The organism is Streptomyces sp. NPDC006332 (assembly GCF_040612855.1).
Taxonomy (GTDB): domain Bacteria; phylum Actinomycetota; class Actinomycetes; order Streptomycetales; family Streptomycetaceae; genus Streptomyces.
In genome coordinates, this window is the sequence record NZ_JBEXRA010000029.1 from 65,532 (window position 1) to 87,624 (window position 22,093).

Here is a 22,093-nt window from a genome sequence, read left to right on the forward strand (position 1 = left end):
CGCCTGGGACTTCACGCCGCCGCCGAGCCCAGGACCAGTACCTGGATCGCCAACACCGCCGCGCCGCGGGCCCAGTCGTGAAAGTCGGACACTTTGGTCTCCAGGTCGAGCGGGGCGGCCAGCGGATGCCGGTGGGCCCGGACCGTGTCCTCCACCACCTTGCCGGCCACGTCCATCAGCCCGACGCCCTCTCCGGCGAGCAGGATCTTCTGCGGCAGGACGAAGTTGGCGATCTGGGCCACCAGGACGCCGAGGGCGCGTGCCGCCTCGTCGATGACCCGGGCGGGCATGACCGCTCCGGCCGCGGCGAGGGCGAGGATCTCCTCGTAGCTGTGGTCGCCCCCGGTGGCGGCCCGTACCTGGTAGCGGATGTTGGGGATGGTGAGCAGGGAGACGGCACTGCCGCGTTCGCCCTCCGGCGTGAGCGGGCCGTTGGGATTGACGATCCAGTGCCGGCCGAAGCCGCGGTCCTCCTCGGCGTAGGGCACGCGGGTGCCGTTCAGGACGAGGCCGTAGCCGATACCGGCGCCGATGGTGAGGACCACGAAGCGGTCGAGGTCGCGGCCGGCACCGAACCAGGTCTCGGCTTCGACGAGGGCGGCGACGTCGTTCTCGACGACCACCGGGAGGCCGGTGCGCTCCTTGACGAGCGCGGCCAGCGGGACCTCGCTCCAGTCCAGGAACGGCGACTCCCCCACCACGGCCCGGTCCTGGACCAGGCCGCCGACGCCGATGCCGATCCCGGCGAGCCGGGGGTGCTCGCGGGCGAGTTCGTCCGTCATCTCGGCGAGCAGATCGACGACGCGGGCCGGGTCGTGGGTGGTGAGCGGGCGGTCATGGCGGGCGACGATGTGGCTCCTGAGGGTGGTGACCACGCCGTAGACCATGTCCTCAGTGATCTTGAAACCGATGAAGGAGCGGGACTCGGCGACGACGTCGAGGGGCTGCGAAGGTCGCCCCTGGCGCGCCTCGGCCGGGGACCCTGCCTCGGGGGCCTCGATCAGGAGGCCCGACTCGATCAGTGGTTTGGTCAGGCGGGTGAGGCTTCCCGGCGAGAGGTCCAGGCGTCGCGCGAGTTCGGTGCGCGACAGCGGGCCGTGGACGAGCACCTCGATCGCCACCGAGCGCTCGCCGGCACTCAGCGGTAGCCAGCTGGCGGTACCTGCGGTCATGAAGGTCAGTCTCCCCCCGGGCCCGTTTATTTTGCAACGAAAACAACATGGCCAATCTAGGGCAGATCAGATGCCTGGAAAAGATGTTTGCCGCAACCCTTGACGCCTGGATTCTTCCGCCACAAAAGTAAGTGCCCGAGGACGAGCCGCCGTAGACGAGGGAGTCCCCCGATGACTATCGCCTCCAGCAGCCCTCCGTCGCGTCTGCCCGTGGGCGACGCCGAGGGCGCACGGACCAAGCCGAGGACCGGCCGGGCGAGGGCGGGTGAGACGGGGGGCGACGGACGCCTGGCCGCCGTGTTCATCGCACCCGCGTTCCTGGGGTTCGTGGTCTTCCTGCTCTGGCCGACCCTGCGAGGTATCTATCTCAGCTTCACCCGCTTCAACCTGCTCACACCGGCGGAGTGGGTGGGCCTCGACAACTACGTGCGGATGGTGCACGACCCGATCTTCTGGGACTCGCTGAAGGTCACCGTCGAGTACGTGGTCATCAACATCGGCATCCAGACGGTGGCGGCGCTCGCCATCGCGGTCCTGCTGCAGCGGCTGACCCAGTCGGCCCTGCTGCGGGGCATCGTGCTCACCCCGTACCTGATGTCAAATGTCGTCGCGGGCCTGGTCTGGCTGTGGATCCTCGACACCCAGCTCGGCATCGGCAACGAGATCATCAGCGCCATCGGGTTCGATCGCATCCCGTTCCTGGCCGACGAGACCTGGGCGATCCCCACCATCGCCCTGATCAACGTCTGGCGCCACGTCGGCTACACCGCCCTGTTGCTCTTCGCCGGCCTCCAGGCGATACCGAACGACATGTACGAGGCCGCCAAGGTGGACGGCGCGAGCGAGTGGCGGATGTTCTGGCGGATCACCATGCCGCTGCTGCGCCCGGTGCTCGCGGTCGTGCTGATCATGACCGTGATCGGGTCCTTCCAGGTGTTCGACACCGTGGCCGTGACCACCGCGGGCGGCCCCGCGAACGCGACCAACGTGCTCCAGTTCTACATCTACGGATCCGCCTTCGGCCGCTTCCAGTTCGGCTACGCGTCGGCGATGTCCGTCGCCCTGCTGGTCGTGCTCAGCGCGATCACCGTCCTGCAGTACCGGCTCACCCGGGCCGGCCAGAGCGACCTCGGCTGACGGAAAGGAGCACCGACATGGCTGCCGTGACCACCGCGACGACCGCACCGCCGACCGTACGACCCGTCAGGCGCAGGCTCTCCCTCGGGCGAGCCGCCGCCTGGACCGTGATGGGACTCATCGTCCTCATCACCCTGCTGCCGTTCTACTGGATCCTGCGCACCGCGCTGTCCACCAACGCGGGCCTGAGCTCCGACCCCACCAGCCTCCTCCCCGTCGGCCTCACCGGCAGCGGCTTCGAGCGGGCGCTCGGGCTGCAGTCGGCGAAGGAGGCCATCGCGCAGGGCGGCGCCGGCGGCGGACTCGACTTCTGGCGCTACCTGCTCAACTCGGTGGTCGTCTCGACGCTGATCACCGGCTGTCAGATCTTCTTCTCCGCGATGGCCGCGTACGCGTTCGCACGCCTGCGCTGGCGCGGACGGGACAAGGTGTTCGGCCTGTTCCTGGCCGGACTGATGGTGCCGACCATCTTCACCCTGCTGCCGAACTTCGTCCTCATCAAGCAACTCCACCTGGTGGACACGCTGTTGGGGATCGCGCTGCCCAGCCTCTTCATGACCCCGTTCGCGGTGTTCTTCCTGCGGCAGTTCTTCATGAACATCCCCCGCGAGGTCGAGGAGGCCGCGCTGCTCGACGGCGCCGGAAAGGTCAAGATCTTCTTCCGGGTGGTCCTGCCGATGGCGTCGACGCCGATCATCACGCTGTCCGTGCTGACGTACATCACCGCCTGGAACGACTACTTCTGGCCGCTGATGGTCTCCTACAGCGACAGTTCGCGCGTACTGACCGTGGCCCTGGCGATCTTCCGGGCCCAGACCCCCGCGACCGGCGTCGACTGGTCCGGGCTCACGGCCGCCACGCTCATCGCCGCGCTGCCGATGCTGGTGCTCTTCGCCTGCTTCGCCCGCCGCATCGTCAGCTCCATCGGCTTCACCGGGATCAAGTGAGGGACCTCTGATGCGACTTCGTACGCTGACCGCGCTGTCCGGGGCGCTGGCGCTGTCCCTGCTGACCGGCTGCGCGAAGGGCGACGCCACAGGGTCGTCCGCGCACACCGTGACCTACTGGCTGTGGGACGCCAACCAGCTGCCCGCCTACCAGGCCTGCGCGAAGGGGTTCGAGCAGGAGAACCCCGGTCTGAACGTGAAGATCACCCAGCTGGGCTGGAGCGACTACTGGACCAAGCTCACCGCCGGGTTCATCGCGGGCACCCAGCCGGACGTGTTCACCGACCACATCCAGAAGTTCGGCCAGTTCGCCGACCTGAAGGTGCTGGAGCCGCTCGACGACCTGGACGTCAAGGCGTCCGACTACCAGCCGGGGCTCGCCGCCAACTGGATCGGCCAGGACGGTCACCGCTACGGGGCCCCCAAGGACTGGGACACGGTCGCGCTCTTCTACAACGGCAAGATGGCGAAGGACGCCGGTCTCACCGCGGACCAGCTCAACGGTCTCTCGTGGAACCCGAAGGACGGCGGCACCTTCGAGAAGGCCATCGCCCACCTCACCGTCGACCGGAACGGCAAACGGGGCGACGAGCCGGGCTTCGACAAGAAGCACGTCAAGGTGTACGGCCTGGGCACCCAGGGCGGCGGCTTCGCCGACGGCCAGACGCAGTGGAGCCCCTTCACCGGCTCCGCCGGGTGGAGCTACACGGACAAGGCACGCTGGGGCACGAAGTACCAGTACGACAGCAAGACCTTCCAGTCCACCATCAAGTGGTACTTCGGCCTGGCCGAGAAGGGCTACATGGCCCCCTTCTCCGACTACAACATCCAGTCCAACCAGGGCAACACGCAGGTCGCCGCGGGCAAGGCCGCCGCCGTCTTCGACGGCGCATGGATGATCTCCACGTACAGCGCCTTCAAGGGCAGGGACGTCAAAACCGCCCTCACCCCTGCCGGCCCGAGTGGCAAGCGCGCCACCATGATGAACGGCCTCGCCGACTCCATCACCAAGGCCTCCAAGAACAAGGCGGGCGCCCGCAAGTGGGTGAAGTACCTGTCCTCCGACAAGTGCCAGACCGTCGTCGGCAAGTACGGAGTCGTCTTCCCCGCCACCCCTGCCGGAACCGACGCCGCCATCGCCGCCTACCGGAAGAAGGGCATCGACGTGTCGGCCTTCACCGGCCCGGTGGCCGACAAGAAGCACGCCCGGACCTTCTCCTACCCGATCACCAACTACGCGGCGGACGTGACCGCGCTGATGCAGCCCGCCATGGAGGACATCTACGGCAACGGCAAGTCCGTGAGCAGCCTCGACCAGACCAACGACCAGATCAATCTGATCCTCGACCAGTGAACCGCTCAGTCTCACCTCCTTTGAAGGGCACGCCACCCATGACGTTCTCCCTCGGCATCGTCGGCGCCGGACAGTTCTCGGGCCAGTTCGCCAAACTGTTCCTGGCCCACCCCGGCGTCAGCGACGTCTACGTCACCGACCTGCTCCCCGAGCGGGCCGAGCAACTCGCGGCGGCCGAAGGCCTCAGGGGCACCTTCCCCTCGTACCAGGCCATGCTGGAGTCGGAGGACGTCGACGCGGTCGCGATCTTCACCCAGCGCTGGACCCACGGCCCGCTGGTCGTGCAGGGCCTGAACGCCGGCAAGCACGTGTACTCCGCCGTACCGATGGCGATCACCGCCGACGAGATCGCGACGATCATCGACACGGTCAAGGCGACCGGGCTGACCTACATGATGGGTGAGACCAGCCAGTACAACCCGGCGACCGTGCACGCCCGCAACCAGATAGCCGAGGGCTCCTTCGGGCGGCTGTTCTACGCCGAGGGCGACTACGTCCACGACATGGACCTGGGGTTCTACGAGGCGTACCAGTACAGCGGAGGCGAGAACTGGAAGGCGACGGCCAGCTATCCGCCGCTGCTGTACCCGACGCACGCGGTGGGCGGGGTACTGGGCGCCTGGCAGACGCATGCGGTGAGCGTGTCGGCGATCGGGGTGGTGGACGACCGCGGCGACGGGGTGTTCGACAAGGAGGTCAGCCAGTTCGACAACGACTTCTCCAACGCGACCGCGCTGTTCGAGGTGGCCGGGGGCGGGTCGTTCCGTACGAACGAGTTCCGCAGGGTCGGCTACCCCTCACACATCAGGGAGTCCCGTTTCCGGTTCTTCGGGACGGAGGCAAGCATGGAGCAGCTCGCCACGTTCGCGCTGTGGCAGGACAAGAAGGGGGTCAAGGACATCAGCGAGCTCCTCGAGCCCAAGCCCACCATGTCCCCCGACGACCCGTCGCTGCAGCACATCGCGCCGGAACTGCGGGCCGCCTTCACCTCGGGGTCGGCGCCGGTGCACGACCGGTCGCGGCTGCCGAGGGAGTTCGACAACCTGCACAACGGTCACGAGGGAAGCCACCACTTCCTGGTCGACGACTTCGTGACCGCCGTCAACACACGCTCGCTGCCGTCGGTGAACGCGTGGGTGGCCGCGCGCTACACCCTGCCGGGCATCCTCGCGCACGAGTCGGCCCGGCAGGGCGGGGTCAGGCTGGAGATCCCGGACTTCGGGGACGCGCCCCAGTAAGGGGTCCTTTCACTATGCCAGGCCGCGCGACCCCGACGGGCATAGTGAAAGGACCCCTAAGGGGGCGCCGCCGGGCCGGGTACCCCGATCAGGTGCCCGGCTTGCGGCCGTACACGAAGACGTCGTCGCCGTTCTTCAGGAGCGACCAGTACTTCTTGGCGGTGGTCTTGGTCATGTTGACGCAGCCGTGCGAGCCCGGCGGGTTCCACATGCTGAGGCCGACCGAGTGGAAGGCCTGACCGCCGTCGAAGAACTGGCTGTAGGGCATCGGCACGTTGTAGATGCTGGAGACGTGGTCGATGTCCCGCCAGTAGATCTTCTTCAGACCGGTGCGGGTCTCGTAGCCGTCGCGGCCGGTGCGCACCGGTACCGGGCCGTAGACGAGCGTCTTGCCGTCCTGGATCCAGCTCAGCTGGAGGGTCAGGTTGACGCAGGCGATGCGGCCCTTGTTGACGGGGCACTTGCCGTCCTTGTTGGGGTTGTTCCCGACGGCCTTCTGCTTGTTCATCAGGTCCATCACGCCCCAGGTGACGGAGCCCGCGTACCCGGCGTTCGGGGTGATGCCGTGCTTGGTCTGGAAGGCCTGGATGGCCTTGCAGTCGGCGGCCGACTGCTTGCCGTCGACCGGCCGGCCGAGGAACTTCTCCACTTTCTTCTGGTACGGCCCGGTCTGTGTGGTGCAGCTCGCGGCCTGCGCGGGCGCGGTGCCCAGCGCGAGCGTGAGCGGTGCCACCAGTCCGGTGATCCCGAGTACGACGGCGCCCCGTCTGCGGATGTCCCCCATGACCTTCCCCCTTCATACGGTCCCGTTCGCACGGTCCTGCCATCTCTAACCAGCTAGACCCTTGCACGGCGGATCCGGTTGTAGGGCCGCTCACACCGCGACGAAACGGTGACATTCGGCACTCCGGGTGACGCCGTCCCACGCGTCTGGGCCCTCACCGGTAGCCGGCCGTGTCCGCGGGTCTGCCCGGGTCCTGCACCTCGACCATGTACCGCCAGGCGTCCGGGCGGCTGCCGTCGAGGTCGGTGAAGCCGTACTCCTGGGCGAGAGCGCCGCTGGAGAGGGACGCGCCGTTCCAGCGCGCCACGTCGGGGTCGGTGGCGAGGGCGGCGACCGCGCGGCCCACATAGCGCGGCGTCTCCGAGATGGCGAAGTGGGGGACGCGGTCGAGGGCGTCGCGCCAGTTGTCCTCGCGCACCCCGAAGTGCTCGAGCATCATTTCCGAGCGCATCCAGCCCGGGGTCAGCGCCACGGCGGTGGCGCCGAGCGGGCCGAGTTCGTGGCCGAGGGCGAAGGCCATCCGCAGCACGGACGCCTTGGCGAGGTCGTAGAAGAAGCTGACGCGGTAGGTGTCGCGGTTGTACTCGGTGGTGCCGTCGGTCATCTCGACCACCAGCCCACCGGGGTTTTGCAGCAGCAGGGGCAGTGCGTGGTGGCTGGTGATCGCGTGCGTCTCCACCGCGAGCCGCAGGAGCCTGAGGCCGTCGTCGAGGTCGTGCTCCCAGAGCGGGGTGTCCCAGGCGAAGAGCTTCTCTCCGCCCCAGATGTCGTTGACCAGGACGTCGAGGCGGCCCTGCTCGTCGGCGACGCGGTCGACCAGGGCGCGGACCTGCGTGGGGTCGAGGTGGTCGGTCGGTACGGCGATGCCGTGGCCACCCGCCGCGGTGACGAGGTCCGCGGTGTCCTCGACGGTCTCGGGGCGGTCGTACTCGGAGCGGCGGGCGCGGGTGGAGCGGCCGGTGACGTAGACGGTCGCGCCGGCCGCTCCCAGCTCCACTGCGATCCCGCGCCCGGCTCCCCTGGTCGCTCCGGCGACCAGAGCGACCTTGTCCTTCAGTGGCTGTGCCATGTGCTGCCTCCAGATGCCCGGTTGTCGCTACGAGCATCGGAGGTAATCAGGACATCCGCTGTCGCCTTTCGGGGCGAGTCACGCGGCTTTCCTGTCAGGTCACCCGGCCGGGCTCGGCTCCGGCCCGTCAGTGGCCACGGGCGATCCACTCGTCGAGGTGGGGAGCCTCCGCGCCGATGGTGGTGGAGTCGCCGTGTCCGGTGAGGACCCGGGTGTCGGGCGGCAGGGCCAGGAGGCGGTCGCGGATCGAGGTGATGATCGTGGGGAAGTGGGAGTAGGAGCGGCCGGTGGCGCCGGGGCCGCCCTGGAACAGGGTGTCACCGGTGAAGACGGTGGCCAGCTGCGGGTCGTACAGGCAGACCGCGCCCGGTGCGTGCCCGGGGGTGTGCAGCACCCGCAGGTCGGCGCCCGCCGCCTCGATGAGCTGGCCGTCGGTGAGCCAGGCGTCGGGGTCGCGGCCCGGGTGGGTCTGCTTCCACAGCGGCAGGTCGTCGGGGTGCAGCCAGATGGTGGCTCCGGTGCGCTCGGCGAGAGCGGGGGCGGCGTCGATGTGGTCGTTGTGGGCGTGGGTGCACACGATCGCGGTGAGCCGCCTCTCCCCGACCGCCTCGGCGATGGCGTCCGCGTCGTGGGCGGCGTCGATCACGATCGCCTCGTGGTCGTCGCCGACGATCCACACGTTGTTCTCCACCTCCCAGGTACCGCCGTCGAGGGTGAAGTGGCCGGAGGTGACGAGGTGTTCGACGCGGGCGGCCATCACAGCACCACCACCGAACGCAGCACGTCACCGTGGTGCATCCGCTCGAACGCCTTCTCCACATGGTCGAGCTGGATGGTCTCGGTGACGAACGCGCCCAGGTCCAGGCGGCCCTGCAGATGCAGGTCGATCAGCATCGGGAAGTCACGCGAGGGCAGGCAGTCGCCGTACCAGGACGACTTCAGCGCACCGCCCCGGCCGAACACATCAAGCAGCGGCAGTTCGAGTTTCATCTCCGGGGTGGGCACACCGACCAGGACGACGGTGCCGGCCAGGTCGCGGGCGTAGAAGGCCTGCTTGTAGGTTTCCGGGCGGCCGACCGCCTCGATCACCACGTCCGCGCCGAAGCCGCCGGTCAGCTCCTGGATCGCCGCCACCGGGTCGGTGTCGCGGGAGTTGACCGTGTGGGTGGCGCCCATCGCGCGGGCCATCTCCAGCTTGCGGTCGTCGATGTCGACGGCGACGATCCGTGCCGCGCCCGCGAGCCGCGCGCCGGCGATCGCCGCGTCGCCCACCCCGCCACAGCCGATCACCGCGACCGAGTCGCCCCGCCCGACCTGCCCGGTGTTGATCGCGGCACCGATCCCGGCCATCACCCCGCACCCCAGCAGCCCCGCCACCTGCGGCGCCACCGACGGGTCCACCTTGGTGCACTGCCCGGCCGCCACCAGCGTCTTGTCCGCGAACGCGCCGATCCCCAGCGCGGGCGACAGCTCCTGCCCGGTGGCGGCCAGCGTCATCTTCTGCGTGGCGTTGTGGGTGTCGAAGCAGTACCACGGCCGCCCCCGCTTGCAGGCGCGGCACTTGCCGCACACCGCCCGCCAGTTCAGGATCACGAAGTCCCCGGGCGCGACCTCCTCGACCCCCTCCCCCACCGACTCGACCACGCCGGCGGCCTCGTGCCCGAGCAGGAACGGGAAGTCGTCGCTGATGCCGCCCTGCTTGTAGTGCAGGTCCGTATGGCACACCCCGCAGGCCTGCACCTTCACCACGGCCTCGCCCGGACCCGGGTCCGGCACGACGATCGTCTCCACCCGCACCGGCTCGTCCCTGCCCGGTGCGATCACGCCGCGTACTTCCTGCGCCATGTGGTCGGCCCCTTCCTCGGCTCGTGTCCTTCCTGCTGCGACCCTACGGCCAACTGATCAGTAGCGGGTGCGTTCCCGACGCCGCGGGCCGGTGTGCCCGGCGCCGACGTAGCCTGAGCTCTCAGCCCGCCGCAGGCCCAGGGAGCGCCGTGAGCAACGCAGAGACCGAGACCGGCCCGCCCGCGTGGCGGCTCATCCTCGGATACGTACGGCCACACCGGTGGGCGCTGCTGACGGGTGCGGCGCTGTCCCTGGTCACCGGCGGCACCGGGCTGCTGCTGCCGCTGGTGGCACGGGAGTTGATCGACGACCTGTCGCACGACCGCGTCATCACCGGCGCGTTGGCCGTCATGTCGGGGCTGGTGGTGGCCAACGCGGCGCTGGGGGCGCTGGGTTCGTACGTGCTGCGGCGCACCGCCGAGTCGGTGGTGCTGGGTGCGCGGCGCGAGCTGTCCTCGTACTTGCTGCGGCTGCGCATCACGGCCGTGGACCGCACCGAGCCGGGTGACCTGATGGCCCGGATCACCGCGGACACCACCCTGCTGCGGGAGGTCACCACCGACTCGCTCGTGGGCCTGGGCACCGGGGGGCTCACGCTGGTGGCGACGGTGGTCATGATGGGGCTGGTGGATCCGGTGCTGCTCGGGGTCACGATGGCGGTGATCCTGGGCGCGGGCACGATCCTCGGCGTGATCGTGCCGCGCATCAACCGGGCGAGCCGGCAGGCACAGGACGCGGTCGGCGTGATGGGGGCCTCGTTGGAACGGATCCTCGGCGCGCTGCGCACGGTGAAGGCGTCCGGTGCCGAGCACCGTGAGGAGCAGACCTTGCACGCGGCCGCCGAGGAGTCGTGGCGGCAGAGCGTGCGGGCCGCCAAGTGGTCGGCCGCGGCCGGCAACACGGCGGGGCTGGCCATGCAGATCGCCTTCATCACGGTCCTCGCGGCCGGCGGGGCACGGGTGGCGACCGGGGCGATCGACGTGGGCACGCTGGTGGCGTTCCTGCTGTTCGTGTTCTACCTCATGTCACCCATCCAGCAGGTCGTCGGCGCGATCACCCAGTACCAGACGGGTGCCGCGGCGCTGGCCCGGATCCAGGAGGCGTTGCGGCTGCCCGCCGAACCGGCCGTGCGTCCCGCGCCATTGCCCTCGCCGGACGCACGGCCCGCCGCCGTCGCCTTCACCGACGTCCGCTTCCGGTACGCCGACGACCTGCCGTACGTCCACCACGGGGTGACCTTCGACGTGCCCGCGCAGGGCATGACGGCGTTCGTGGGCCCGTCCGGCGCGGGCAAGACCACCGTGTTCTCGCTCATCGAACGGTTCTACGACCCCGAGTCCGGCGCGATCACCCTCGACGGCCGCGAGCTCGCGGACTGGGAGCTGCCGCAGCTCCGTTCCGCGATCGGCTATGTGGAGCAGGACGCTCCGGTGCTGTCGGGCTCGCTGCGGGACAACCTGCTGCTGGGCAACCCGGAGGCGGACGAGGACATGGTCACCCGGGTGGTGAAGACGACCCGGCTGGACGGGCTGGTGGGCAGGCTGCCCGGCGGTCTGGACACCCTGGTGGGTCACCGCGGCACCAAGCTGTCGGGCGGCGAGCGCCAGCGGGTCGCCATCGCCCGCGCCCTGCTGCGCCGCCCGCGGCTGCTGCTCCTCGACGAGGCGACCTCGCAGCTGGACGCGGTGAACGAGGCGGCGCTGCGGGACACGGTGGCGGACGTGGCCCGGACCACCACGGTGCTGGTCGTGGCGCACCGGCTGTCCACGGTGACGATGGCGGACCGGATCGTGGTGATGGACGCGGGCCGGGTCCGCGCGGTGGGCACCCACCGTGAACTGGTGGGCGCCGACCCGCTGTACGCGGAGCTCGCGGCGACACAGTTCCTGGCGACCGCGGGCTGACGCCGTGAATCGGACGGCGACGGACACGGTGCCGGTGGGCCCGTCGCGGGCACCGGCGCCGGGCGCCGCACACTCGCCGGAGACGGGGCGTGCACTGCGCTTGCCCTGACCGCCGGGGCGGAGGAGTCTCTAAAGAAGGAGGCCCCAGCGGCCCGCTCCTCGTCGGGCCGCGGCCCCTCGAAGGAGGTTCATCATGGGCACCGCGACAGGCTCCGGATTCGACACCGAAACGTTGCGCCGAGGCATCGAAGGCCCGAACGAGCAGACACTGTTGTCGTTCTACGCCGACGACGCCGAGATTCGGATCGTGGACCGCAACACCCAGCCCAGCCATCCGATGGTCCTGCACGGCCGTGCCGAGATCGCCGACATGCTCCACGAACTCTGCAGCCGCGACATGACGCACAAGATGGAAGGGTGCGTGGCAGAGGGTGACCAGGTCGCCTTCAGCGAGTCCTGCGAGTACCCGGACGGCGTGCGCGTCCTCGCCGAGTCGATGCTGCAGCTACGGGACGGGAAGATCGTCAAGCAGACCATGGTCCAGGCCTGGGACGAGTAGCCGGCGGAGGTTAGGCTGACCGTGGGCCGTGACTGGCGCTGAGGTGGAGCACCACCGGGGAGCGGCCCGCGAACACTGCCGTGCGCCTGGGCGATCCCACATCAGCTCAGGAGTGGACCATGTCTCAGGCCCGGCTCATGGACGGCACCGCGCTCGCCCGGAGGATCGTGGAGGACACCGCCCAGAGGGCGGTCGACGTCACGCGACGCACGGGACAGCGGCCGTGTCTCGCGACCGTGCTGGTCGGCGAGGACCCCGCCTCCGTCACCTATGTACGGATGAAGCAGAACCGGTGTCGCACGGCCGGCGTGGAGTCGCGTCATGTGGCCCTGCCCGGCGCCACCACCACCGAGGAACTCGTCGGCACGCTCCGGGCCCTGTCGGACGATCCCGGTGTGCACGGCATCCTGCTGCAGCACCCGATGGGCGGACACATCGACGAGCGGGCCGCGTTCGAGGCGATCGCCCCGGAGAAGGACGTCGACGGTGTCACCTTCGCCTCTTTCGCCACGATGAGCTTCGGCCTGCCCGGGTTCGTGTCCTGCACGCCCGGCGGGATCATGCGGCTGCTCGACGAGTACGACGTCGACCCGTCCGGCCGGCGGGCCGTGGTCGTCGGCCGCAGCGCGATCCTGGGCAAGCCGGTCGGCATGCTGCTGCTGGCTCGCGACGCCACGGTGACCTACTGCCACTCCCGTACCCGGGACCTGCCCGCGGCCGTCCGGGAGGCGGACATCGTGGTCGCCGCGGTGGGCCGCCCCCGGCTGGTGCACGGCCGGGACCTCAAGCCCGGCGCGGTGGTGATCGACGCCGGCTACAACCCAGGGAACGTCGGCGACGTCGACTTCGACTCGGCCGTGGAGCGAGCCTCGTTGATCACGCCGGTGCCGGGCGGTGTGGGTCCGATGACGATCGCCACGCTGCTGGAGCAGACCGTGACCGCCGCCGCCCGGCAGCTCGGGACGTGAGCGGCGGGTGATCCTCGTCGGCGGTCGGCTCCCGGCTTGGTCGGCGACCGAGCCCCGGACAGCGGGAAGGTCTGATCCGGGACGATCACGCCGCGGACGGCTCCCAGCCCGGTGGGCGCAGGATTCCGAGCAGTTGCCGGACCAGTTCCTCGACGACCTCGTCGAGGGTCGCGTCCACCCATCCGGCGCTCCAGTCGTGCAGGAGCCCGTTGACGCTGCCGATGAACGCCGTCGCCGCGAGCCGGTAGTCGCGGGGCGCCGCCTCCCCGCGGGCCACGGCCGCCACGGCCTCGGCGCACACCAGATCGACCCAGCGGGCACGGCGTGCCAGGCGCTGCTCCTCCAGGCTCGGGCTGACGCCGATGATCTCGACGAAGGTGATGCGGATGCGCCGCGGGTCCCCGGTGACGTTCGCGGCGTACGCGCGAAAGATCGCGGCCGCGCGCTCGGGGAGGGGCAGGTTCTCCGCCGCGCTCACGGCGAGCACCACCGCCTCCTCGGCCCAGTCGTTGACCTCCAGGTGGAGTGCGGTCAGGACGTCCTCGAGGGTGCGGAACTCCTCGTAGAACTGGCGGGTGGACAGGCCCGCGGCCTCGCTGAGCGCGGCGACGGTGGTGGCGCGGTAGCCGGGACTGTCGCCGAAGAGCTGGAGCGCGGCGTCCAGGAAACGGCGGCGCCGCTCGGCCTGGCGCTCCACCGCCGACTTTCCGCCGTATCGGCCGGTCGGCGCCCTGAGCCTGCCTGCCACCGAGCCTCCTTGTCCCGCCCGGCTCCCGGACGTTTCGTTCGCCCTCCCATTTTGTCGTGTACGCAGTCTTGTGGAGAAGGGCCACCCTTCCTTACTTTGCAGTAAGTTGACTCTGAATCCACTCGTGTTCAGATTCGCCATGCCTTTTGGCATGCCCCACTCATGAGCCCTCCTCAGAGGAAAGAGCAGTCATGCCTGCTTTCAGCTCCAGGCACCTTTGCTCCGTAGCAGCCGCCCTCGTGCTCACCGTCACCGCCCCGGCCGCCGCCGCGACGGCCGTCCCGGACACCTCGGCCGCCGCTCTGCGCGAGGTGATGTTCGTGGGCAACAACTGGGACGGCACGGCCGATGTCATCAAGTCCGGCGGTGACTTCGCGAAGATCGGCCGGATCAACGTCGTCCCGGACAAGGCGGAGCGGATCGCGGCGATCAACGCCGATCCGATCAAGTGGATCTACTACACGGCCATCCGCAACGGCGTCGGCGAGGGCCACGACCAGCTCGTCGACGACATGTACTCCACGCCGGACGGCAGGTCGATGGTCGTCTCCCGCCCCAGCTTCGCCGATGTCGTCTCCATCGACCTGGCCACCGGGAAGATCAACTGGCGCTTCCCCGTGTCGGGTTACCGCTCCGACCACATGGCCGTCTCCCCCGACGGCACGCGGGTGGCGGTCTCCGCCTCGATCTCGAACACCGTGCACGTGCTGGACATCGACACCGGCAAGCAGCTGGGCTCGTTCGGGACGGGCGACAAGCCGCACGAGAACATCTTCACGAAGGACGGCAAGTACATCTGGAACATGGCCATCGGCGACGTCAACACCTCGATGGACGAGCCGTGGCAGGACTGGACGAAGGGCAACCGCAAGATCACGGTCGTCGACGCGACCACCTTCAAGCAGGTGAAGGTGATCGACATGCGCGAGCGGCTCGACGCGATCGGTCTGAAGGATTACTCGGACGCGGTCCGCCCCGCCGTCTTCAGCCCGGACGAGTCGAAGCTCTACTTCCAGGTGTCGTTCTTCAACGGCTTCCTGGAGTACGACATCGCCTCCGACAAGATCACCCGCGTCAAGACCCTCCCCAAGAACCCGGCGACCAGCACGGACCGCACGACCTGGGTCAACGACTCGCGCCACCACGGCCTTTCGATGAGCCCCGACGGCAGCAAGCTGTGCGTGGCGGGCACGATGGACGACTACGCGACCGTCGTGAACCGCTCCACCCTCCAGGAGGGCCCGCTCGTCACCGCCTCCAAGCCCTACTGGGCCACGGTGAGCGGTGACGGCAAGAGGTGCGTCATCTCGGAGAGCGGCGCCGACCAGGTCACGGCGATCGACTTCGCGACAGGCCAGAAGGTCGCGTCCGTCCCGGTCGGCGACCACCCCCAGCGGGTCCGCCTGGCCCACGTGCCGACGGACTGGACGGGACCGTCCGCTAGTTGATCTTCGAAGCCGCCCAGGACGACAGCTCCGCCCGCGCCGCGCTCAGCAGGCTCGCGGACGGAGCCGTCGCTCCGTTCGTGACCAGCGCGTAGTGCACGGTGCCCGAGTCGGACGCGGTCAGCAGGAGGCGCCGGGTGGCGCTCCCGCCCGGTTCGCCGGCCACGGCGATCGGCGTCGTCTTCGTGTACGAGGGCGGGCCCGAGACCGTGCCCAGGTCGGAGACCACCGTCGTGGACGCCGTCGGGAACGATGCCGGGAGGTGAAGTTCCGAGGGGGCGGTGGAGCCGTTCGAGCGCCAGACGAGCAGGCCGTACTGGCCCGTGCCGACCAGCCGGGAGACGTTCGGCAGGGAACTGGGGACCGGGTTCCAGGTCAGGGTCGTCGAGCCGTCCCGGGAGCGGTCCTCGTAGGTGAAGGCCACCGTGCTGCCCGCCGTGGCGCTCGGGTAGAGGCGGTCCAGCAGCCGGGCGTCCTGGCGCAGCACGGCCGTTCCCGAGTCGTCGAGTCGTACGGCCGACAGGTCCTCGTCGTTCCAGGCGTCGCCGGAGGTGAGCACCTTGCCGGCGTTGCCGTTCATCAGCTCGTGGTGGCGGCCGTTGTAGATGTCCCACTGCCACTGCGTACCGGAGAGCACCGAGCCGGAGGCCGTCGGGTTCGCCCACCAACTCGCCCCGGACACCCGGGAGTCCAGTGCCTGGTACATCGCCTTGAGGACCGTGGGGGCCTTGTCGGAGACGCTGCCCGCCAGGGGGTGCCCGAACTCGCTGACGATACCGGCCGTGCCGGTGGCCGCGGCGCGGTCGCGGACCGTACCGAAGTCGGTCGAGTACTGACCGTCCTTCGCCTTGCCCGGCAGGAAGATCCCTGAGATGGCCTTCTGGTCGTAGAAGTGGGTGTTGAAGACGTAGTCCGGGCCGAGGGTGCCGGCGTCCAGCAGGCCACCCTCCTGCTTCTGGAAGCTGATGTTGGCGTTCCAGAACAGGTTCGGCTCCGCGAACGCGGGCTTGCCCTGCCAGCCCGCCGCGTCCATCCGGGCGCGGAACTTCTCGTAGAACGGCCACAGCACGTCGCGTTCCCAGGCGCGGCTGGTCTGGCCTGAGTCATAGACACCGGCGTGCGGCTCGTTGTAGGGGTCGAAGCCGACGACACCCGCGAACTCGTCGGCGCTGACGTGCTGTTTGACGTACGCCATCGCCTTCTGGGCGGTGGTGAGGAACGCGTCCTGGAGTCCGTACGCGTTGTGCCAGAAGTCGTACGTCGCCTTCTTCACGGCCTCGTTCTGGGTGATGTTCTGGCCCCAGAACAGGCAGATCCCGCAGCTCTCGTCCGGGTAGTTCCCGGCGTCCACGGCCCACTTGGGGGCTCCGTCGCCCGTGTACCAGCTGTCCGGATCGAACAGGTGGCGGGAGTAGAGGTCTTGGTGGAAGTCGGGGTAGACGCGGATGCCCGCGTCGAGGAACGCACGCATCTGCTCGGTGGCGGCCGCCAGGTACGCGGTGTCGACCTGGCCGCGTACGGGTTCGGCGTACGCCCAGGAGAGCAGGAAGCGTACCGAGTTGCCGCCGCCGAGCGCTCTCAGCGCGGTTGCCGACTTCTTCGCGTCGGCAGTCGAGGCGAAGGGCAGGCCCTTGTTCTCGGCCAGTTTGGTCTCACCGGAGACGTTGTAGCCACGCAGGACGACCTCGCGGCCGAGACCGTCGGCGAAGCGGCCGTTCTGCGCGGTGACGGGGGTGTCGTCGAACCAGAGGGAGTCGGGGAGGGCTTCGGCGGTGGCGGGTCTGACACCCGCCGCCGTCAGGAATCCGGAGAGGACCACCAGAACAACGAGCAGACGCGCGCGTATATTCGGCATGTCCATTACAGTCCGGCGATTTCATGAAACAGTCAACAGCTTCTGACTGATGAGTAAGTTTCACATTCGCCCGCCGCGACAGGGAGCGGAGAGTCATCCGCCGGTCCGGCGTGTCACCCTCAGCAGGTACTCCTTCCTGTTCAGCGGGTTGTGGTCGGTGCGCGCCCGACTCGGCACCGCGCCTCGCGTGACCGGTGCGTAGTGGTCGAAGGAACTCTCCAGTTCACCCTCACCCCGGGTGAGGCCCGGAAGTCGCTGTTCCAGTTCATGTACCCGGTCAGCCGGAATCGCACCCTCCAGTACGGCGGAGTCGCCGTGTGTCCCGGTGGTCCGCGGTACGGCACGCAGGGCGGCCAGCACGGGCAGCAGAGCCCCGACGGTGTCCGCGGGGGCCTCGACGCGGAAGCGGTGCATCGGCTCGTGGACCGTGGTGCCGGCCCGGCGCAGGGCCTCGATCAGCACCAGCGGGGTCAGCCCGCGGAAGTCCGCGCCGGTGCTGGACATGCTCTTGTCGAAGCCCTGGTGGGCGTGGCTCTGGCGGGGTGAGTAACCGCAGTCGGTCAGGGTGACCGTGCAGTCGGCGACCTGCCAGCCGCACAGGCCTTGGCCGAGGGTGTCGCGCACGGTGTCCTCGATGGCCTTGAAGAAGGCGTACGGCATGGAGCCGAGTTCGACCGCCAGCCCGAAGTCCACCCCCGCTCCGGCCGGGGCAGGTTCGACGCGCAGACCGACGGTGGCGAGGAAGGGGTTGTCGTCCTTCCCGTTGAACTCGACCGCCGCGCCCGTACCGGCCGGCTTCTCCACGCACAGGGGTGTGGTCTCCCGGAAGGTGACGTCGAGTCCGAACTCCTCGGCGAGGGTGGCCTGGACGACCTCCTTCTGCACCTCGCCGTAGAGGGACACGGACGTCTCCCGCCGGATCTCGTCGTGCCGCAGGTCGATCAGCGGGTCCTGTTCGTCGAGTCGGGTGAGCGCGAGGTGCAGGGCCCCTCGGTCGGTGCCCGGCCCGGGGACGACGACCGTTTCCAGGGTGGGCGGTGCGAAGAAGTGACCGTCGGCCCCGCGGGGTTCACCGAGGGCGTCGCCGATCCGGACGTCCGCCAGACCCCACACCTTGGCGATCCGGCCCGCGCGGACCGCGTCCCGGCGGACGTCGGTGCCCTGGTCGAAGACGCTGATCGCGGTGATCCGGCCCTCCTCGCGGGCGTCCGCGTAGGGCACGCGGTCGCGGGCGCGCAGGGTCCCGGAGAACATCCGGGCGTACGCGATCTTCTCGCCCGCCGGGCCCCGTTCGACCTTGAACACCGTGCCGGAGACTGGGCCGTCGGGATCACCGCCGACGGCGGGCAGCAACTCCCTGATCCCGGTGAGCAGTTCGGGCACGCCCGCGCCCGTGACGGCGGAGCCGAAGAACACGGGGTGCACCAGGGCACGCCGGGTCCGGGCGGCGAGGGCGGCGTGGAGCCGCAGGTCGGAGAGCGTCCCCTCGACATAGGCGGCCAGCAGGTCGTCGTCCTGGTCGGTGAGCACATCGAGCGCGGCCGGGCCGAGACCGGGGACGAAGCGGGCTTCTGGGGTGCCGAGTCCGGCGACCGTTCCCATCGGGACGACGGCCGAGGTGAGCCGTTCGGACACGGCCCGCAGCACGCCCTCGTGGCGGGCACCCCGTCGGTCGACCTTGTTGACGAAGACCAGGGTGGGGATGCGCAGGCGTCGCAGGGTGCGCATGAGCACCCGGGTCTGCGCCTGGACGCCCTCCACCGCGGAGACGACCAGCACGGCCCCGTCGAGGACCCCGAGCACCCGCTCCACCTCGGCGATGAAGTCCGGGTGTCCCGGGGTGTCGATCAGGTTGACCGTCACGTCGTCGAGCGCGAAGGACACCACGGCGGACTTGATGGTGATCCCGCGCCGGCGCTCCAGCTCGAGGGTGTCGGTCTGCGTGTTTCCGGTGTCGACGCTGCCGATCTCGTCGATCACACCGACCGAGTGCAGCAGGCGCTCGGTCAGGCTGGTCTTACCCGCGTCGACATGGGCGAGGATTCCGAGGTTGAGCATGTGCACGAAGCGTCATGTCCTTTGAAGAGGGGGTCATTCCTTCCGGGGTGGACATGGACGATGCGCGCATGGGTGCTCCTGGAATGTGCGGTGACAAGGTCAGGTGAAGTGCAGCAGGTCCGGCGCCGGCGCGGCAACGGATTTACGCTCGGCCTAGCGCGGCGGCAGCGGGTGCAGGGTCACGTCCGTGAGGGTGCCGTCGGCCACGGACGCGGTCATGTAGGTGTGGTGGGGCTGGCGGCGGCGGTCGGTCGGGGAGCCCGGGTTGAGCAGCCGGAGGCCGGTGCGGGCGGTGGTGTCCCAGGGGATGTGGCTGTGCCCGAAGACCAGCACGTCCGCGTCCGGGAAGCGGGCGGCGCAGCGTGCCTCGCGGCCCTGGGCGGGACCCGTCTCATGGACGACGGCGAAACGCAGGCCCTCCAGGTCGGCACGGGCGATCTCGGGCAGCCGGGCGCGCAGCAGCGGACCGTCGTTGTTGCCGTACACGGCGACGAGCCGGCGGCTGCGGCTCTCCAGCAGGTCCAGGGTGGCCGTGTCGACCCAGTCCCCGGCGTGGAACACCACGTCGGCACGCGGGAGTTCGGCGAGCAGCGGCGCGGGGAGTTCCTTGGCACGCTTGGGGAGGTGGGTGTCACTCATCAACAGCAGACGCACGGGGCCAGCCTAGGCCGAGGGGCGGGGCATGGCCTGGCACGACCCCGGCGGTTCCTCTCTCGTTCGGGTGAGGGGGCGACGGCTCCGTTCCCGGACCCACCGGCCAACCCACTGGGCTGACCGGGCCACTTGGTTGCGCTGTCGGGGGGCCGGAGGTGGACGGCGTGGCCGGTGGCGTTAGCATCTGCCCACGCGTAGCAGCACATATCGCCACGCGGTCAGCGACCCAAGGGGGGCCCAGAGGCCGATGCCGGTCAAAGTCAGCGTCATTGTTCCCGTCTACAACCCGGGGACCTACATCGAGGACTGCATCGCCTCACTGTTGAGGCAGTCGCTACCGCCCGACGAGTACGAAATGGTCTTCGTCGACGACGGCTCCACCGACGACACCCCCGCCCGGCTCGACGCGCTCGCCGCCGAGAACCCGCAGGTCAAGGTGATCCACCAGGAGAACTCCGGCTGGTCGGGCAAGCCCCGCAACGTCGGCATCGCCGCCTCCGAGGGCACGTACGTCATGTTCGTCGACAACGACGACTACCTCGGCGACGAGGCCCTGGAGCGGATGTACGACTACGGCGTGGCCAACGGCGCCGACGTCGTCATCGGCAAGATGGCCGGCAAGGGCCGTCCCGTGCCGGTGGAGCTGTTCCGCCGCAACCATCCGCACGCCGGCGTCGAGAACGCCCCGCTGATCGACAGCCTCACCCCGCACAAGATGTTCCGGCGGGCGTTCCTCGACGACATCGGGCTGCGCTTCCCCGAGGGGCGACGGCGGCTTGAGGACCACGTCTTCGTCACCGAGGCGTTTCTGCGCGCGGACAACGTCTCGGTGCTCAGCGACTACGTCTGCTACTACCACGTCAAACGCGACGACGCCGCCAACGCGGGCTTCCAGCGCTTCGACCCGGTCGGCTACTTCAAGAACCTGCGCGAGGCCCTCGACGTCGTCGAGCGCTACACGCAGCCGGGCGCGCTGAGGGACCGGCTCCACCGGCGCTGGCTGCGCAACGAGATGGTCGAGCGGATGCGCGGCCGACGCCTGCTGAACGCACCCGAGGACTACCGCAAGGAGCTCTTCGAGGAGATCCGCGGTGTCGTCGTGGAGCGTTTCGAGCCCGGCGTCGCGGCCGGGCTGCCGCTGACCCAGCGGATCATCGCCGACCTGATCGCCGCGGACCGGTTCGACGACCTGGTGGCGTTCGCCGAGTGGGAGGCCTCGGTCGCCGTGCGCGCCGAGCCGGGGCCCGTCCGGTGGGAGGACGGCTCGCTGAAGATCGACCTGACTGCCGAGTACCGGCTCGGCGGGCAGCCGATGACGTTCCCGGCCGCCCGGGCCGGCGCCGCGCCCGCAGGTCCGCCGCGGGACGTGACCGACGCGGTCGCACGGGTGGGTGCCGACACCGTCGAGCAGTTCGGGAAGGCCAAGGCGGACCTGCTGGTCCGCGAACGTGCCAGCTCGGCGCAGTACTTCCAGCCGGTCGAGTTCACCCGGGAGATCGTCCCGGTGGAGGACGGCGAGGGGGTCCGGCTGGTGCTGCGGGCCACCGCCACCGTCGATCCCGCCATCGCGGCCGGCGGCATCGCGCCGGGCAACGGCCTGTGGGACGTCTTCGTCCGCGTCAAGCTGGGCGGCTGGACGAAGGAATGCCGGCTCGGCCCCGTGCCGCGTCGGAGCCAGGCGGCCACCTCGGCCGGTGTGGTGGCCGACCGGGTGCTGCTGCCGTACTGGACCGACCGGGGTCATCTCGCCCTGGACGTGGACCGCGCGAGCAAGCGCCTCGGCCTGTTCGAGCTCGGCGCCGACGACGTCACCGTCACCGGCGACCGGCTGCGCGCGTCCCTGCCGCTGCATGTGCCCGGCGACACCGAGGTGCTGCTCCGGCTCACCCGCCCGACCTCCTCGGACATCCCCGGCACACTGTCCCCGGACGGCTCCCGGGCGCGGCTGGAGGCCGTACTGCCCGCCGGTGACCTCACGGGCTCGGCCCGGCAGGTCATGTTCTGTCCGGCGCCGAAGGCGGACGAGCGGCGCTTCTTCGCGCTGCCGGTCGCGGTGCGCGCCGGGGCGGGCGGAGTGCAGATGGTACGCCCGTCCGGGCCGAGCGTCGGTCGGCGGCTCGCACGGCGGGCGCGGCAGGTCCTGGTCCGGGTGCGTACCACCGCGGCCCGGGTCAGGGCGAAGAGGGCCTGAGCGAGCGCCTGCCCGGTGGCTTGGCGGCGAGAAGTTCCGCAAAGCCACCGGGGAGGGCCCGCGCCTCGCGCGGGCCGACCGCTCGCCTTCCCGACGGCGCGTCGCACGTACACAGGCGGGGCGGGTCCGGACCGCTGCTGCGGTACCGTACCCGCGCCGCCTGTG

Annotated in this window: 18 protein-coding genes and 1 riboswitch; of the genes, 9 read left to right on the forward strand and 9 right to left on the reverse strand. The window is 69.9% G+C overall.

What is annotated here, in order from left to right:
- Nucleotides 1–11: 11 nt before the first annotated feature.
- A complete protein-coding gene (locus ABZ027_RS25015; protein ID WP_356771974.1) occupies nt 12–1,172 on the reverse strand; it encodes an ROK family transcriptional regulator in 1,161 nt (386 codons plus the stop codon).
- A 171-nt stretch (nt 1,173–1,343) separates the two neighbouring features.
- On the opposite strand from ABZ027_RS25015, the gene ABZ027_RS25020 reads away from it, so the two are divergent.
- From ABZ027_RS25020 to ABZ027_RS25035, 4 genes are read left to right on the forward strand one after another with little or no spacing between them, the layout of a single operon-like run.
- Nucleotides 1,344–2,309 carry a sugar ABC transporter permease gene (locus ABZ027_RS25020; protein ID WP_356771976.1) on the forward strand — a complete coding sequence of 322 codons (966 nt, stop codon included), beginning with the start codon at nt 1,344–1,346 and terminating at the stop codon, nt 2,307–2,309.
- A 17-nt stretch (nt 2,310–2,326) separates the two neighbouring features.
- The gene (locus ABZ027_RS25025) at nt 2,327–3,256 is read left to right on the forward strand and encodes a carbohydrate ABC transporter permease (RefSeq protein ID WP_356771978.1); all 930 of its coding nucleotides are present in this window, start codon (nt 2,327–2,329) and stop codon (nt 3,254–3,256) included.
- Between the two features lie 10 nt (nt 3,257–3,266).
- Nucleotides 3,267–4,610 carry a sugar ABC transporter substrate-binding protein gene (locus ABZ027_RS25030; protein ID WP_356771980.1) on the forward strand — a complete coding sequence of 448 codons (1,344 nt, stop codon included), beginning with the start codon at nt 3,267–3,269 and terminating at the stop codon, nt 4,608–4,610.
- A 38-nt stretch (nt 4,611–4,648) separates the two neighbouring features.
- Complete coding sequence (locus ABZ027_RS25035; protein ID WP_356771982.1) at nt 4,649–5,848, forward strand: Gfo/Idh/MocA family oxidoreductase; 1,200 nt, start codon at nt 4,649–4,651, stop codon at nt 5,846–5,848.
- Nucleotides 5,849–5,936: 88 nt separating this feature from the next.
- On the opposite strand, the gene ABZ027_RS25040 is transcribed toward ABZ027_RS25035, so the two are convergent.
- The 4 genes from ABZ027_RS25040 to ABZ027_RS25055 form a co-directional block, all read right to left on the reverse strand.
- Nucleotides 5,937–6,632, reverse strand: coding sequence for a L,D-transpeptidase (locus tag ABZ027_RS25040; protein ID WP_356771984.1), 696 nt, complete (start codon nt 6,630–6,632; stop codon nt 5,937–5,939).
- 154 nt (nt 6,633–6,786) lie between these two features.
- Entirely contained in the window at nt 6,787–7,701 is a 915-nt protein-coding gene (locus tag ABZ027_RS25045; protein WP_356771986.1) for an SDR family oxidoreductase, read from the reverse strand.
- Nucleotides 7,702–7,828: 127 nt separating this feature from the next.
- The gene (locus ABZ027_RS25050) at nt 7,829–8,458 is read right to left on the reverse strand and encodes an MBL fold metallo-hydrolase (RefSeq protein ID WP_356771988.1); all 630 of its coding nucleotides are present in this window, start codon (nt 8,456–8,458) and stop codon (nt 7,829–7,831) included.
- Entirely contained in the window at nt 8,458–9,546 is a 1,089-nt protein-coding gene (locus ABZ027_RS25055; RefSeq protein ID WP_356771990.1) for an S-(hydroxymethyl)mycothiol dehydrogenase, read from the reverse strand. Before ABZ027_RS25055 ends, ABZ027_RS25050 begins: the two co-directional genes overlap by 1 nt.
- 149 nt (nt 9,547–9,695) lie before the next feature.
- Here ABZ027_RS25055 and ABZ027_RS25060 point away from each other — a divergent pair, with 149 nt between their 5' ends.
- The 3 genes from ABZ027_RS25060 to ABZ027_RS25070 all read left to right on the forward strand — a co-directional run bounded on the left by ABZ027_RS25060 (nt 9,696) and on the right by ABZ027_RS25070 (nt 12,977).
- Complete coding sequence (locus ABZ027_RS25060) at nt 9,696–11,450, forward strand: ABC transporter ATP-binding protein (protein ID WP_356771992.1); 1,755 nt, start codon at nt 9,696–9,698, stop codon at nt 11,448–11,450.
- Nucleotides 11,451–11,643: 193 nt separating this feature from the next.
- Nucleotides 11,644–12,009 (forward strand): nuclear transport factor 2 family protein, encoded by a 366-nt coding sequence (locus ABZ027_RS25065; RefSeq protein ID WP_356771994.1) that lies wholly within the window; start codon nt 11,644–11,646, stop codon nt 12,007–12,009.
- Nucleotides 12,010–12,027: 18 nt separating this feature from the next.
- Nucleotides 12,028–12,108: riboswitch (ZMP/ZTP riboswitch) on the forward strand.
- A 20-nt stretch (nt 12,109–12,128) separates the two neighbouring features.
- Nucleotides 12,129–12,977 carry a bifunctional 5,10-methylenetetrahydrofolate dehydrogenase/5,10-methenyltetrahydrofolate cyclohydrolase gene (locus ABZ027_RS25070; RefSeq protein ID WP_356771996.1) on the forward strand — a complete coding sequence of 283 codons (849 nt, stop codon included), beginning with the start codon at nt 12,129–12,131 and terminating at the stop codon, nt 12,975–12,977.
- An 85-nt stretch (nt 12,978–13,062) separates the two neighbouring features.
- On the opposite strand, the gene ABZ027_RS25075 is transcribed toward ABZ027_RS25070, so the two are convergent.
- On the reverse strand, nt 13,063–13,725 hold the full coding sequence (locus tag ABZ027_RS25075) for a TetR/AcrR family transcriptional regulator (RefSeq protein WP_356771998.1): 663 nt from the start codon (nt 13,723–13,725) through the stop codon (nt 13,063–13,065).
- 191 nt (nt 13,726–13,916) lie between these two features.
- Here ABZ027_RS25075 and ABZ027_RS25080 point away from each other — a divergent pair, with 191 nt between their 5' ends.
- The gene (locus tag ABZ027_RS25080) at nt 13,917–15,173 is read left to right on the forward strand and encodes a YncE family protein (protein ID WP_356772000.1); all 1,257 of its coding nucleotides are present in this window, start codon (nt 13,917–13,919) and stop codon (nt 15,171–15,173) included.
- Here the strand turns inward: ABZ027_RS25080 and ABZ027_RS25085 are convergent.
- The 3 genes from ABZ027_RS25085 to ABZ027_RS25095 all read right to left on the reverse strand — a co-directional run bounded on the left by ABZ027_RS25085 (nt 15,166) and on the right by ABZ027_RS25095 (nt 19,737).
- A complete protein-coding gene (locus tag ABZ027_RS25085; protein ID WP_356772002.1) occupies nt 15,166–17,031 on the reverse strand; it encodes a cellulase family glycosylhydrolase in 1,866 nt (621 codons plus the stop codon). The genes ABZ027_RS25080 and ABZ027_RS25085 overlap by 8 nt on opposite strands.
- Before the next feature lie 87 nt (nt 17,032–17,118).
- Nucleotides 17,119–19,089, reverse strand: a complete 1,971-nt coding sequence (locus ABZ027_RS25090) for a translation factor GTPase family protein (protein WP_356772004.1) — start codon at nt 19,087–19,089, stop codon at nt 17,119–17,121.
- A gap of 147 nt (nt 19,090–19,236) precedes the next feature.
- Nucleotides 19,237–19,737 (reverse strand): metallophosphoesterase, encoded by a 501-nt coding sequence (locus ABZ027_RS25095; RefSeq protein WP_356772006.1) that lies wholly within the window; start codon nt 19,735–19,737, stop codon nt 19,237–19,239.
- Nucleotides 19,738–19,984: 247 nt separating this feature from the next.
- Between ABZ027_RS25095 and ABZ027_RS25100 the strand changes: the two genes are divergently transcribed.
- Nucleotides 19,985–21,928 carry a glycosyltransferase gene (locus tag ABZ027_RS25100; RefSeq protein ID WP_356772008.1) on the forward strand — a complete coding sequence of 648 codons (1,944 nt, stop codon included), beginning with the start codon at nt 19,985–19,987 and terminating at the stop codon, nt 21,926–21,928.
- The last annotated feature ends 165 nt before the right edge of the window (nt 21,929–22,093 follow it).